This is a genomic window from Candidatus Sericytochromatia bacterium (genome assembly GCA_035285325.1).
Classification (GTDB): domain Bacteria; phylum Cyanobacteriota; class Sericytochromatia; order S15B-MN24; family JAQBPE01; genus JAYKJB01.
Genome location: JAYKJB010000095.1, coordinates 30,854 through 43,649 on the forward strand (window position 1 = coordinate 30,854; position 12,796 = coordinate 43,649).

Genomic DNA, 12,796 nt, shown 5'->3' on the forward strand with positions numbered 1-12,796 from the left:
TCCTCCGGAGCCCGCCAAGCGCGGGACAGGCGGCGACAAGGCCCCTGTCCCACTGAGCTGTGCCTCGTCTACCACCCGATCGAAAAGAGGGCCTTCCTGAACTGGAAGGCCCTCTTCTTTTCAAACCTCAGTTGGCAGCCGGCTAGACGCCCTCAGGCCAGTTCCAGCATGGCCGGGTGTTCGATGCGAGGGCCTGGGGAGACCGTGATCTCCCAGCCGCTACTCTGAGCCTTCTTGGCGTTCAAGGCCGAAAGCAGAATGCGCGCGCCTTCGTCGTTGACGGCTGCAAACACGTCGGCCGGCGAGATGCCCAGTACCTCGGCCAGGTCGAGTTGGACGTGGCGCCGCTGATGCTGACGCCGGTGGTAGCGCACGCGCGCCACCGCGTCGTCCGGCGCGAAGCGCTCCATCGCCTCTTCCGGCTCCATTTCCAGGTAACGTGCGAGTTCCGAGTAGACCGCGTCGTAGGTCGTGTCCAGTTCCGGACAGACAAAGGTCAAGAATTGGGGCATTGGGTGTTCCTCCATGAACAGCAAGCCGGGTGCTCCCGATCACAACCAGCCTACCAATGGCGCAAAAACCCAGGTTGTGATCAAGATCGCAAGCCTCGGGCGCTTAACGCAGCGCTAATGGCGGCGAAACACGCGCTCGCGCTTATGTCAGACCGGCAGTGTGGCAGGCCACGTCCTTGGCCCGCTTTAACCCTGATCGACACGGCAACGTCAGATCTTGACTGCTTTTGCGGCATTTTCCCTGCCAATGGGGGGCCCTCTCCCCCCACCTCAGGGGCGCAGAACCCCTCCTGGACGGGAAATTCACGATCTGATCTGGGCGAAACAGGAGCCATGCGACAAATGATCATCAAAGAAAGATGAAATTTGTGTTGCGCAAGGCAGGCTTTGCGCCGAGCGCTTTTTGTCCTACTATTGTCCTGGACAACCCACGATCGGAAGGCAGGGTTCAAGTTGCCCGTTCTCTGTGCCACGCATCGTGTCGGAGTCCTGTTGGGGGTCGTGATGACGGTGGGCCAAGCGCCATCCGCGGAAGCCAGCGAGCGCCTGCTAGACGACTTCGCCAGTGGCCAGGGAAAGAGTGCGCTGGGCACCAGCTGGGTCGGCTTCAGCGATACCGTGATGGGCGGCATCTCCCAGATGCGCTACGGCTTCGAAACGGTGCACGGAAAGCCAGCTTTGCGCTTGCGCGGCCGCGTGCGCCTGGAAAATAATGGCGGCTTCATTCAGGTGGCGCTGCCGCTGGCAGCGGAGGGGCAGGTTCTGGACGCATCGGGGCACCAGGGCATCAGGCTCTGGGTCGTGGGCACGCCGGGCTCCTACGCCATTCACCTGCGCACCAGCGACCACTGGCTGCCCTGGCAGTACCACAGCGCGCCCTTGCCTGTGACCCCCAGCTGGCGGCAGGTGGATCTGCCCTTCACGGCCTTTGCCCGCAGTGGCTGGGAGGTGGGGCGACTGAAACCGGAAAAACTCCGTCGCCTCGGGATCGTGGCGATCAAGCAGGCCTTCGACGCTGACATCGCGGTGGCGCGACTGTCGTTTTATTGAGGAGGAACCGTGCCCCTTTCGAAGCTTCCCTCACCGCTGTGCCGGCCGCTCCGACTCCTCAGTGGATGGGCGCTGACCATCTCCATGCTGGCGACTCCAGCCTTGGCGGCGGGCGGGTCCTCGGCCTTGTTCGACACCAAGGTCCGCCGCATCGACGGCAAAACGACCACCCTGGCGCCCTACAGCGGCAAGGTGCTGTTGATTGTCAACACCGCCTCGCGCTGCGGCTACACCGGTCAGTACGAGGGCCTGCAAGCCCTGCACCAGCGCTACGCCAAGCAAGGCCTGGCCGTGCTGGGCTTTCCGTCGAATGACTTTCTGGGCCAAGAGCCCGGCAGCAATCAGGAGATTGCGAGCTTTTGCACGCGCGAATACGGGGTGACCTTCGACATGTTCGAGAAGGCCCCCGTGACGGGCGATGCGATCCAGCCCCTGTTCGCCTGGCTGACGGCCCAGAGCAGCCCGCAAGTGGAGGAAGGTCCCGTGCGCTGGAACTTCGAGAAGTTCGTGGTCGACCGCAGCGGCCGGGTGACCGCCCGCTTCCGCTCCAGCACCACGCCGGATGACCCCGCGCTGAAAGCGGCCCTCGAGTCGGCGCTGAACCATCGTCCGCGCTGCCCCGAGCCTCAGTGGCGCCCCAAGGGCGCCCGTTCGACCGCCCCCGCAAAACCCTGATCGCGAAGCGGGCCTCACATCGCCCGCGGGACCAATGCCTGGCCCGCCTGTTCCTGATCCCCGGCCCGTGAGAGAGGATCAGGACAGGAGGGATTTGATGTCACGCTTGCTGCTCGCCACGGATGGCTCGGCGCCTGCGGAAGCCGCCCTGGATTTCGCCCTGGCGATGTTCGGGGCCCGTTCTCACGACTGGATGGTGGTGGCCGTGGCGGCGCCCCCACTGCCCGGCATGGCGCCGGTGGAGCCAGACTGGGTCGAGATCACCCCCCTGGAGCGCGCAGCCGTTGATCGTCAACTGGCTGCGGAACGCGCCCTGGCTCGGGCGATCGCCCGCATCCGAGCCGCCGGCGGCACGGTCCGTGGCTACTGCCGTTTCGGCCCGCCAACCACCGTGCTGCTGGAAATGCTGCGCGGCCTGTCACCCGATGCGCTGATCCTGGGCAATCCCCCGCGAGACACGCTGGCCCGCCGGGCGTTCGGCAGCACCGCCGATCGGCTTCTGCACGCCTGGCCAGGCGTCGTGCTGCTGGTGCCCGAGGGTGGCCGGGTCGTCACGCCTCGGCCACGCGCTATGTTTACATAACTTAATGAAGATGTAATAATCTCCCCGTTCCGCCGGAGGCGCGAGCCGCGGCGACGATCCCTTCATCGAAACTGGGAGGTAGACATGACGATGACGACGTGGAACCCGCTGAGCGAACTCGAAGCGATGCGGCAGCAACTCGATCGGGTCTTCCATCAGATGTGGCGAGGCCCCCGGCCCCAGACCTGGCGCAAGGAAAGCGAGGGGCCGGCCTATTATCAGCCCGCCATCGAGCTGTACACCCCGGACGAAGGCACGCTGGTGGTGCACGTGGAGTTGCCAGGCCTGACAGCCGACGCGATCACCCTGGAACTGTCGGAGGACACCCTGCACCTGTCGGGCGAACTGCGTCGCGAGGAGAAAATCAACGAGGACGCCTATTTCCGCTCCGAACGGAACTACGGGCGCTTCGAGCGCCACGTGGCGCTTCCCTATCGCGTCAAGGAGGGCGAGGCCAAGGCCAGCTTCACCCACGGCCTGCTAACGGTGCGCGTGCCCCTGGCCGAACGGGTGAAACGCCCGCAGAGCCGCAAGCTGACGCTCGAGCGCTGAATCGGGCCCATTGAACCTTCGCAACCAGGCGTCGGGCGCCAATGGCGTCGCCCGGCGCGAGCGGCCAGGCCTCCGAGCGCACCCTGCGCTCGGGGACTTGGCCCGGCCCCGACAGGCGCGGGGCGAGACGATTCTCGGGCGCTGGCACGCGGTCGAAAGCCCCTCCAGATGGCCCACGGTGACGCGCTCAGGGGCGCGGACGGACCGGCGCCAAGCGAGAGACAGCCACGAAATCGCCCAGGTCGCGCATGTCCCGCGCCAAAAATTCGGCGCTGCCCGCGCGCCGCACCACGGCCAGGGTCATTGCCCTCACCCCAGGCCGATAATGGCGCAACGCCTCGACGGTGCCCTGAGCCGATTGACTGTGAAACAAGCCCGTCACGTGGAGCACCAGGGCACCGGGCGCCCCTTCGAGGTGGCGCGCGATCGAATGGGCCATGGTCACGTCGCGCAGCCATTGCGCCTCGAACATTCGCTGAGCCGTCTGGCTGGTGCCGTGATTGCCAGAGGAAGATGACGTCGCCGACAGCGGGGGCGCGACCAGCGATGCCGGCGCCCCCCCGAGGGCCTCGCGGGCAAAGGCCGCGAAGCGATCGGCGTAGGCCACCGAAGGCTCCGGCCAGGGAAGCGCCGGCAGCCAGGCGCGAGCCGGCGCACTCAGGGCCGCCAGGCCGTCAGGCCCGTGTCGCCCCACCCGGATCACGTAGCGGTGGGGCGCATTGGCCGCGACCACGGCCTGGCGGTTCTGCCGGGCCCATTCCAGCAGCGGGCGATAATCGCTGGAATAGTTGTTCCACGGACGTGCTGCCGCCAAAAAATCCTTCTCGCGCACCAGGCCCGCGAGATATTCATCCAGCACCGGCTGGACATCGGTCTCGAACATCTCCAGCGACAGGGCCAAAGGGCGTCCGGCTGCCCCCCCCGCGCCGGTCGACAAGGCGGCCTGTAGCGCCCGTTCAACCGCGTGGGCCCCCGGGTCGTCGTGATACTCGCCGACGAACACGACATCGGCCAACCGACTGGCCGCCACCAGATCCGACAACCCGGCCGGTCGCCCATCCCGGGTGAAAAGCGACACGCCCTCCGGCCAGGCCTCCGGGGTCGGCATCGGCGTTTGCGGAACGCTGACCGGCAACAGCGGCGTGGCCTTGGGTAAGGCGGGCGTGGCCCGTGGCTCAGGTGGGGCCGGCGTCGCCGGCGCGGTCAGCGCCGGGCTCGGCAACGGCGATCGCCCTCGCCAGATCGGCCCGGCGGGCAACAACGGCACACGCACGTCAGCCGCATGAGCGGGCGCAACACGCGCCGCCGCGGGGGCATGTCCGGGGGCAACCAACCAGGCCGCGGCGGCCAGCAGGGCAGTGGGAATCAGAGGCCAGTGAAACACGCGGGGATCATCCCACGGACGGGCCGGGCCACGCAATCCAGGCGGGTGTCCGAGGGTCTCATCGCGCCTCGCGCCGCGCCCGTTTCCCCAACGCCGTCGCGCGCCCCAGGTCCGGCCCCCTATCAGGCCAAGCCTGCCAGAAACGGATTATGACGGCGCTCCAGGCCAATGGTCGTGAGCGGCCCGTGTCCCGGGGCCACCACGGTGTCGTCCGGCAGGCTCATCAGCGCCCGGCGGTTGTGGGCGATCGCCTGCTCGTGCGAGACCAGGCCTCCCCCCATCGAACCGGCAAACAAGGCATCGCCGACGCAGACCACCTCGCGCGCGAGGCCGCGCACCAGGTAGCTGGTGCCTCCCACCGTGTGACCACTCGTCTCGCGCGCCTCCACGGCCAGGGTGCCGCAGGTGAAGCGATCGCCCGGACGCACGGCTTGCGCCCCCGGCAGGCATTCGGCCAGCGGGGCGAACAGGGTGGCCCCGGTCTCGGCACACAACGCATCGGCCACCGCCACGTGATCACGGTGGGTATGGGTCACGAACACGTGGCGCAGGCGAAGCCCGTGGCGTTGCAGAACGTCCGACCAGGCGGCCATCTCGGTGCCGGTGTCGAAGGCCAGCGCCTCGCGGGTCTGCAGGTCCCAGAGCACGTAAGCGTTCACAAAGAAATCGCGAAACGGGCTGCTCAAACTCGCCAGGCCCGGCGGCGCCTCCACGCGGGGCTGGTAGGCCCCGGTGGCCAGGTCGACCAGCGCCTCGGGCGCCAGGCCCAGGGGCGGCGCCACGGCGCGCAGCCAGGCCGGCTCGACCGTGCCGTCGAGCAAGGCCTGAACCTGCTCCAGGCTCAGCCCACAGCGCGCCCCCAGCTGGTCTCGCCCGAGCTTGAAACCCCACATGGCCTTGCGAATCACATCGCTGGCCTGATCTTCCAACATCACGCGCATCCCTCCATGGAATCACATCGGCTCGGACATGCCCACAGAACGCAAGAAAACGGCCCCGCGCCGACAGGCACGGGGCCGCTGAGGGGCAGGACTACATCAACTTGGCCTTCTGAAGGGCGTCGCGGATCTCATCGATGCGCTTGTTGAGCTCCTTCAGTTCCTCGCCAGGAGCCGGCACCGGCACACCGGCCGCCTGGGCCAGTTCCCGCGAGAAGCGCGCCACCGGGGTGTTGGACATCTCACGAACCAGCTTGGCAGAGGTCGACTCGGCCAGTTCCTGCGCGGCCTTCAGCGCGGGCGCCTCGCTGAGGTCCTTGAGCGCCTTGCCCAGCGGCGAGGCGGCGATTTCCTCGGAAGCCTTCTGATAGGAGTTCAGGCCGAATTCGCGCACCTGCTGCACGGTCGGGTTCTGCGCAACGTTGCTGGCGAAGTCTTGAGCCGCCTTGACGACCGGGTTGTTGAGCAGCTCCTGCGCCGACTTCACGACCGGGTTGTTGAGCAGTTCCTGCGCCGACTTCACCGCCGGCGAGTCGAGCAGTTCGCGGGCCGCTTGCAGGGCCGGCAGCGAGGAAGAGAGCTGGGCCACCAGACGGCGGGTCTTGAGCTCGGCCTCGGCATCCTTCAGGCCGCGGTGAATCAACTGGTTGAGCAAGGTCTGGTACCCCACGTTCATGTCACCGGCCAGCGACTTGGCCAGTTCGAGGTCGTCGTTGGCCACCCGCAGCGAGATCAGCTTCTTGGGGCCTGCCTCCGCCGCACCGGCTTCATCCGCCTCGGCCTCGGCTTCGGGGGCCTCAGGCGCGGCAGCGGCTTCGGTCGCCGCAGGCGCGGGCGCCTCTTCGGCTTCGATGGTGGGAATTCCAGCCGGCGCGGCGGCGGTCGCCTCAGCGGTGACCTCGGCGGCAGCTTCGGACTGGATCGAATCGATGGTAGACGTCATGATGAAAACTCCTTTCAGCGGAGAGGGCGTTCTGTATATACGATATATACAGTATATATGTGTATATACAGATGTCAACCCTCGGGTCTCAGCACCCGATCAACCCCCTGCCGGAGACGTGCCGATGCTGCCAGCGCCCCTGCCACCGCCCCCTGCGATCGCCGCTCTGACCGGGGCGATCCCGGCCCCGGCCCCCACCGAGATCGGCCTGGTGGATGGCACGGGGCGGCCGATGACGTTGGCCGAACTGCGTGGCCGCTATGTCTGGTTGTATCTGGGCTACGCCAGCTGTCCGGATGCCTGTCCGCGCACGCTCGGCTCGATGGTGGGGGCCTATGCAGCCCTGCCCAAGGCGGTGCAAGAGCGGGTCGTGCCGGTGTTCGTCTCGGTGGACCCGATGCGCGACACGCCGGCCCGCCTGAAGGCCTACACGGGCTTCTTCCACCCCCGCCTGCAAGGCCTCTCAGGCCCGCATCAGGGCATCGATGCGCTGGTCGCGGCCCTGGGCACGCGCTACCAGATCCCCAAGGGCGCCAAGCCGGACCAGATGTATGCGGTGGCGCACCCGGACGAGGTCTTCGTGTTCGACCCGAAAGGGCGCTACGTGGCGCGACTCGGCGCCGGCAAGGGCGACATCGAAACGGCCCTCGGCGTGGATCTGGCCGCTCGCCTGGCGGCCCCGGAGACCGAGACGAGCCCCCCGCCACCGCCGCCGCCGGGAACGGCCGATGCCTGGTGCGCGCTGCCCACCGAGGAAGCGCTGGCGGACCCTGATCCCAACAAGGACCCACGTATGCACCGGGCGGCCACCATGGGCTCCGGCACCAGCGTGCTGCCGGCCACCACGCCCATGCGCATGTGGGCCTTCAAGACCGGCAGCTGGCTCTGGATGGCCCACCTGGATGCGGTCGCGGGCTTTACCCAGCAAACCGGTCCCCGCGGCGGCAGCTCGCACGTGGCGGAGAACTGGCAGATGCTGATGGGCAGTCGCTACCTGGGGCCTGGCCTGCTGGACGTGCGCATGATGACGAGTCTGGAGCCCTTCACGACGCCCCTGGGCGGTACCCCGCAGCTGTTCCAGAGCGGCGAGACCTTCCAGAACCGGCCCTTGCTCGATCGGCAGCATCCGCACGACCTGCTGGGTGAGCTCTCGGCCCGCTACACCTGGACGCCCTCGCCCTTGCTCTCGGTCTTCGCCTATGGCGGTCTGGCCGGCGAACCGGCCCTGGGCCCCGCCGCGTACATGCACCGGCCCTCATCGGCCGACAACCACTGGGCCCCATTGGGGCATCACTACCAGGACGCCACCCACGTCAGCTACGGCGTGGTCACGACCGGTGCGCGCCTGGGCGCCTGGCAATGGGAGGCCTCGGCCTTCAACGGGCGCGAACCGGATGAGAACCGCTTCGACATCGACTGGGGCCCGCTCGACAGCTGGTCCACGCGCCTGAGCTGGTTTCCCGGGCGTCACTGGGTGGCGCAACTCTCCCACGGCTACCTGCGCAGCCCCAGCCCCTCGCACCCGGGCGATGAGGCCCGCACCAGCGCCTCGCTGACCAGCGTGGCCAACACGGCGCTCGGGCGCTGGTCGAACACCCTGGTCTGGGGCCAGAATGCGGAATTCGAATCGGCCGTTGCCCCCCCGGACGTGCGCCAGAGCTACGCGCTGGAAAGCCAGCTCGACTGGGCCGGACGCCACCATGCCTACGGGCGTTACGAGCTGCTCGATCGCGCAGGCCTGCCGCCACGGGCGCCTGCCAGCCACACAGCCGTACGCGTGAACGCCCTCACGCTCGGTTACACCCAGGACCTGGGGCCGATCGACCGCTGGGCGTTGGGCCTCGGCGGGGACGTGACGGTCTATTCACTGGAGGCGCTGACCCGCGGCGCCTACGGCGAGAATCCGCTGATGGCCCGCGTGTTCCTGCGCCTGCGGCCGCCCACCATGACCCATATGGAAGACCGGGATGCGGTGGCGGATGGCCCCCCGGCCCAGATCGCCCGTTGACCTGAGCCCGGGGAGGCGTCCCGTCAGTTGCTGGCCGTCTCGCTGCTGGCGGGCGCCGCCGGGCTGGCCGCCGGAGACGCCCCATCACTGGGAGTCGTCCCCTCGGTGGCCGTCACCGTCAGGTTGAGCAAGCCCTTGTAGCGCGGATCGGCCGCATAAGCGGCCACGATCGTGACCCGCCCTGGCGCCACGGCGGAAACCTCGCCCGTGGTGGGATTGACCCGGGCCACCGTGTCGTCGCTGGAGGACCAGTTCACGTTGGCGTTGATCTCGCCACTGGCCAGCGTCACCTCGGCCTGGACCTTGCGGCTCTCGCCGGGTTTGAGGCTCAAGCGCGCCGGGATGATCGACACGTCCTTGACCAGCACCACATCCAGCACGTCAAGAGAAATTTGCGCCTTGTTCTTGGGCGCCGATTTGAGGAATGCAAACACGACGGCCTGCCCGGCGGACACGCCCTTGACGCGGCCTTCCTTGCGGTTGAGCGAGACGATCGCCGGGTTGCTGACGGTCCAGTCGATCTCATCCAGGGTCGGAATGTCGCCCTCGAAGGTCCGCAAGTAGGGCAACAGGTCCTTGAAGTCACCGGCCTTGATCGTCACTTCCTTGACGGCGGCGCGCAGGCCGACCGGTTTCGGGGTGGGCGTCGGAGAGGGCGTCAGCTGCTTCACCGCATCAACCACCACAGGGGCCGCGCTCGCAATCACGGGCGCGGCACGGCCGATGGCGGTGACCAGCGGAACCCAATCGCGCGGGTCGTCCGAACAGGCCTGTACGGCCGGTATCAGCGTCAGCGTCGCCATGAAGGCATAAACACGTGGATGCATCGGAAGCCCTCCAACAAGGCACGTAGGGAGCGCGCCCGGCTCAGGCAGGTCATACCCGCGCCGGGCGCACCCAAGACCAGGCGGCTTACTGCTGCGTGGTGGTCGTGGTGGTGGTGGTCGAGACCGTGGTCTTCTCGGTGGTGGTCACGGGCGTGGGGGTCGCCGCCGGGGTCGGCGTCGCCGCCGGAGCCGCCGCCGCCTGGCCGACCGTGATGGTGGCCTGGGCCTTGACGGTCGACTTCATGTCCGAGGTGAAGGTGATGGTCACGGAGCCATCCTTGAGGCCCGTCACGAGGCCTTCGCCGTTGACGGTCGCGATCGTGCTGTCGGACGACTGCCACGAACCATTGCTGGAGGCCTTGCCGTTGCTGTCCTGCACTTCAGCCGACAGCTGTACGCGGCCCTTGACGGCGATGTTCGACTTCTCGGGGGTGATGGTGGCGAACACGTCTTCGACCTGGCCTTCGCGCACGGTCACGGTGATCAGAGCGAACTTGGTGGCGTCGGTCGCCGAGGAAGCGCGCACGGTGGCGGTGCCGGGCTTGACGCCGTTGATCTCGCCGGTGGTCGGGTTGATCGACACGACGGTGTTGTCATCCGAGGAGAGGTTGACGTTGCTGTCGGTGCTGCCGTCGGCGTACTTGACGGTGGCCATCACCTTGCTGGACTTCTTGGCCTGGATGACCATGTTGGAGGTGCTGGCCATCACTTCGACCACGGCCTTGTTGGCCATGTCCTTGTTCAGAGCGGTCGGCGCGGCGGAGCTGGCCGACGACGGCTTGGTGCCGGTGGTTTCGGGCATGGTGGTGATGACGCAGGCGCTGAGGCTCATCGCCACCAGGGCGCCGATGGAAAGCTTCTTGGCGAACATGGGGAAATCTCCTTGTCGATTCGGGGAGGGGACGACGCCCGTCCCACCGTGGCAGTTGCTGAGTGTCTTCGGATGAACCTGGAACCAGCTGAACGTTCTAGCTTACCATCTTGACGACAACCCCCCGCAACCGGTTCCGTTTCCGCAAAGATTTTTTCAGCTCGGGCGAAAACCCAGGCCCGCGCTCGTTTGCCAGGCCGATCAGGCCGCCGCCTGCGCGGCTTCGGGCGCATTCAACCGCCAGGCCCAGGCCAACACGCCCACCTCGACGGCGTAGCCGAGGGCCATGGCCGCCGCCGCCGAAGCCGCCCCAGGGGCGCCCAGGGCGATCGCCCCGCCCGCCACCGCCAGGCCGCTGCCCACCCCCCACCAGGCCGCCCGCTGCACCGCCGGCGTGAGTCCACGGGCAATCAGCAGCCCCTGAGAGGCGTTCTGCCAGGCCACCAGCAGGGGAATCAGGGCGCAGAACAACACCGTCGGCCGCGCGGCCTCGATCAGGCTGGCATCGTGCCCCAGGAAGGCCGCCAGGGCCCACGCACCGGGCGGAGTGGCCACCAGCAACACGAGCGCAGAACAGGCCGCCCCCACGCTGGTGGCGAAGGCCAGCAGGCGCCGCAACGGCGTATAGGCCTGATGGCGGATCGTCAGCTGCTGCACCATGCGGGTGGTGTTGGCGATGACGGTCACCAGGGACCAGGCCGCCGGCCAGGCGGCCAGCGCCACCGGGGCATCCACCGCGCGCGCGATGATCGCAAACATGGCAGCCCGCCCCCCCCAGACCACCAGCATGGAGCTGGCCAGCGGCCGATAGTAGCCCCAGACGCCCGATACGTCCGTGGGGAGCTCCGGCACGGTCCCGGCCGGGACAGACGGCTCCGCAGGCGCTGAGGCGAAGGTGCCGCGACGCCAGGCGCCCAGTGTGACCAGGCAAGACTCGACGAACACGCCGGCCATCAGGGCCGCCGCCCCGACCGTCGCACCCGGCAGCTGGCTGTGGTAGCCCGCCAGCAAGGCCAGTGCCACCACGGAAATGCGTCCGATGCCGGCGCGCCCGACCACCCCGCCCGCGCCGCCGGCGATCAGCAGACCCTGCACATAGCGCCGCCAGGCGATCGCCGCGGGCCAGGCCGTCAGGATCAGCAGGGCCGGCCAACCGGCCGCCTGAACGGCGGCATCGACCCCCATCCAGCGACCCGTGATGTGGGCGAACAGCGGGGTCAGCGTGATCCCGGCCAGCAGCAGCGTGAGCGTCGCCGACATCAGCAGCACCAGCTTCAGCAAGGCCGCGCGGGCCCGGGCCGAGGCGGCCAGGGCATTCGAGGCGTGCAGCACCATGATGATGGGCGACTCGAGCAGGATCGCGATCGCCTTGGAAACCCCCAGCGCCGCCAGGGTCGTGCGCGGATCCGGCATGTGGGCCAGCGTGGTGGCCACCAGCGGCTCGCTGCCGGCCATGGTGATGTCGGAAACGGAGAGCGGCAAGAATTGACGCCAGAGCTGCCAGAATGAAGGCGCAGAGGGCGACGAGGGCAGGGAAGAATCAGACAAGGGACGGGTTCCGGTGGGGGAAGGGGGCAGGCGGGGAGCGCGGGGAATGCGGCCATCATACCGTCCCGGACGCCGCCTCGCCTTGTCGACGAACGCACCCTGGGCTACCCTGAGCCTATGAGCCTGCTTATGCTGGCAGTGGTGGCCTTCGGCGGCGCCCTGCTGACCTTCTTCTCCGGCTTCGGTCTGGGCACCGTGCTGCTGCCCGCTTTTGCCCTGTTCTTTCCCCCGGGTGCCGCCGTGGCCGCCACGGCCGTGGTGCATCTGGCTACCAACGTGTTCAAGTGGGGCCTCGTGCGCCAGGCGGTCGAATGGCCCGTGGCCCGGCAGTTCGCGCTGGCCGCCATTCCCGCGGCCCTCTGCGGGGCCTGGCTGCTGGGCTGGCTATCGCTTCAGACCCCGTGGTACAGCTGGACGGTCGCGGGCCACACGGCTTCAGTGACGCCATTGAAGGGTGCGGTCGGGGGGTTGGTGGTCGCGTTCGCGCTGCTGGAGCTGATTCCCCCGCGCCAGTTGCCCCGCTTCGAGTCGGTCCACCTTGCCTGGGGCGGCTTGCTTTCCGGCTTCTTCGGGGGCCTCTCGGGTCACCAGGGCGCGCTGCGCAGCCTGTTCCTGTTGCGCGTCGGGCTTCCTCCGGCATCGTTCGTCGCGACGGGCGTGGCGATCGCCGTGGCGGTCGACCTCAGCCGCCTGTTGATTTACGGCGGCCAGTTGCGAGCCCTGTCACTCGATGCCCACGCCACCCCGGTCGGCGTGGCGATCGCCGGCGCCTTCGCAGGGGCGTGGCTGGGCAGCCGCTGGCTGCACAAGGTCACCATCCAGTGGTTGCAACGCATCGTGGCCACGCTGCTGGTGGTCTACGGCGGCGCACTGGCGGCTGGCCTGATCTGAAAGCACCCGGAAAA

General features: G+C 68.2%; 13 protein-coding genes. 6 read left to right on the top strand and 7 right to left on the bottom strand.

The annotated features are described in order from the left end of the window. Positions 1 to 152: 152 nt before the first annotated feature. Positions 153 to 512 (bottom strand): hypothetical protein, encoded by a 360-nt coding sequence (locus VKP62_12325; GenBank protein MEB3197979.1) that lies wholly within the window; start codon positions 510 to 512, stop codon positions 153 to 155. Between the two features lie 504 nt (positions 513 to 1,016). Between VKP62_12325 and VKP62_12330 the strand changes: the two genes are divergently transcribed. From VKP62_12330 to VKP62_12345, 4 genes are all read left to right on the top strand, one after another. Beyond that, on the top strand, positions 1,017 to 1,562 hold the full coding sequence (locus VKP62_12330; GenBank protein ID MEB3197980.1) for a CIA30 family protein: 546 nt from the start codon (positions 1,017 to 1,019) through the stop codon (positions 1,560 to 1,562). A 9-nt stretch (positions 1,563 to 1,571) separates the two neighbouring features. Next, positions 1,572 to 2,237: a glutathione peroxidase gene (locus tag VKP62_12335; protein ID MEB3197981.1), complete on the top strand. Its 666-nt coding sequence runs from the start codon at positions 1,572 to 1,574 to the stop codon at positions 2,235 to 2,237. Positions 2,238 to 2,334: 97 nt separating this feature from the next. Beyond that, positions 2,335 to 2,820, top strand: coding sequence for a universal stress protein (locus tag VKP62_12340; GenBank protein ID MEB3197982.1), 486 nt, complete (start codon positions 2,335 to 2,337; stop codon positions 2,818 to 2,820). An 84-nt stretch (positions 2,821 to 2,904) separates the two neighbouring features. After that, entirely contained in the window at positions 2,905 to 3,372 is a 468-nt protein-coding gene (locus VKP62_12345; GenBank protein ID MEB3197983.1) for an Hsp20/alpha crystallin family protein, read from the top strand. Positions 3,373 to 3,559: 187 nt separating this feature from the next. On the opposite strand, the gene VKP62_12350 is transcribed toward VKP62_12345, so the two are convergent. The 3 genes from VKP62_12350 to VKP62_12360 form a co-directional block, all read right to left on the bottom strand. Continuing rightward, positions 3,560 to 4,756 carry a ChaN family lipoprotein gene (locus tag VKP62_12350; protein ID MEB3197984.1) on the bottom strand — a complete coding sequence of 399 codons (1,197 nt, stop codon included), beginning with the start codon at positions 4,754 to 4,756 and terminating at the stop codon, positions 3,560 to 3,562. A gap of 122 nt (positions 4,757 to 4,878) precedes the next feature. After that, entirely contained in the window at positions 4,879 to 5,688 is an 810-nt protein-coding gene (locus tag VKP62_12355) for an MBL fold metallo-hydrolase (GenBank protein ID MEB3197985.1), read from the bottom strand. Between the two features lie 100 nt (positions 5,689 to 5,788). Continuing rightward, positions 5,789 to 6,637, bottom strand: a complete 849-nt coding sequence (locus VKP62_12360; GenBank protein ID MEB3197986.1) for a hypothetical protein — start codon at positions 6,635 to 6,637, stop codon at positions 5,789 to 5,791. 124 nt (positions 6,638 to 6,761) lie between these two features. Between VKP62_12360 and VKP62_12365 the strand changes: the two genes are divergently transcribed. After that, the gene (locus VKP62_12365; GenBank protein ID MEB3197987.1) at positions 6,762 to 8,645 is read left to right on the top strand and encodes an SCO family protein; all 1,884 of its coding nucleotides are present in this window, start codon (positions 6,762 to 6,764) and stop codon (positions 8,643 to 8,645) included. 23 nt (positions 8,646 to 8,668) lie between these two features. On the opposite strand, the gene VKP62_12370 is transcribed toward VKP62_12365, so the two are convergent. The 3 genes from VKP62_12370 to VKP62_12380 all read right to left on the bottom strand — a co-directional run bounded on the left by VKP62_12370 (position 8,669) and on the right by VKP62_12380 (position 11,891). Then, complete coding sequence (locus VKP62_12370) at positions 8,669 to 9,472, bottom strand: Ig-like domain-containing protein (protein MEB3197988.1); 804 nt, start codon at positions 9,470 to 9,472, stop codon at positions 8,669 to 8,671. Between the two features lie 85 nt (positions 9,473 to 9,557). After that, complete coding sequence (locus tag VKP62_12375; protein ID MEB3197989.1) at positions 9,558 to 10,343, bottom strand: Ig-like domain-containing protein; 786 nt, start codon at positions 10,341 to 10,343, stop codon at positions 9,558 to 9,560. A 201-nt stretch (positions 10,344 to 10,544) separates the two neighbouring features. Then, positions 10,545 to 11,891: a hypothetical protein gene (locus VKP62_12380; GenBank protein MEB3197990.1), complete on the bottom strand. Its 1,347-nt coding sequence runs from the start codon at positions 11,889 to 11,891 to the stop codon at positions 10,545 to 10,547. Between the two features lie 129 nt (positions 11,892 to 12,020). Between VKP62_12380 and VKP62_12385 the strand changes: the two genes are divergently transcribed. Next, positions 12,021 to 12,782, top strand: a complete 762-nt coding sequence (locus tag VKP62_12385) for a sulfite exporter TauE/SafE family protein (protein MEB3197991.1) — start codon at positions 12,021 to 12,023, stop codon at positions 12,780 to 12,782. The last annotated feature ends 14 nt before the right edge of the window (positions 12,783 to 12,796 follow it).

Bases quoted from the DNA above. Each gene is read 5' to 3' on its own strand.
- VKP62_12325 (MEB3197979.1), bottom strand. From the start codon at position 512: ATGCCCCAATTCTTGACCTTTGTCTGTCCGGAACTGGACACGACCTAC.
- VKP62_12330 (MEB3197980.1), top strand. From the start codon at position 1,017: ATGACGGTGGGCCAAGCGCCATCCGCGGAAGCCAGCGAGCGCCTGCTA.
- VKP62_12340 (MEB3197982.1), top strand. From the start codon at position 2,335: ATGTCACGCTTGCTGCTCGCCACGGATGGCTCGGCGCCTGCGGAAGCC.
- VKP62_12345 (MEB3197983.1), top strand. From the start codon at position 2,905: ATGACGATGACGACGTGGAACCCGCTGAGCGAACTCGAAGCGATGCGG.
- VKP62_12355 (MEB3197985.1), bottom strand. From the start codon at position 5,688: ATGTTGGAAGATCAGGCCAGCGATGTGATTCGCAAGGCCATGTGGGGT.
- VKP62_12360 (MEB3197986.1), bottom strand. From the start codon at position 6,637: ATGACGTCTACCATCGATTCGATCCAGTCCGAAGCTGCCGCCGAGGTC.
- VKP62_12365 (MEB3197987.1), top strand. From the start codon at position 6,762: ATGCTGCCAGCGCCCCTGCCACCGCCCCCTGCGATCGCCGCTCTGACC.
- VKP62_12370 (MEB3197988.1), bottom strand. From the start codon at position 9,472: ATGCATCCACGTGTTTATGCCTTCATGGCGACGCTGACGCTGATACCG.
- VKP62_12375 (MEB3197989.1), bottom strand. From the start codon at position 10,343: ATGTTCGCCAAGAAGCTTTCCATCGGCGCCCTGGTGGCGATGAGCCTC.
- VKP62_12385 (MEB3197991.1), top strand. From the start codon at position 12,021: ATGCTGGCAGTGGTGGCCTTCGGCGGCGCCCTGCTGACCTTCTTCTCC.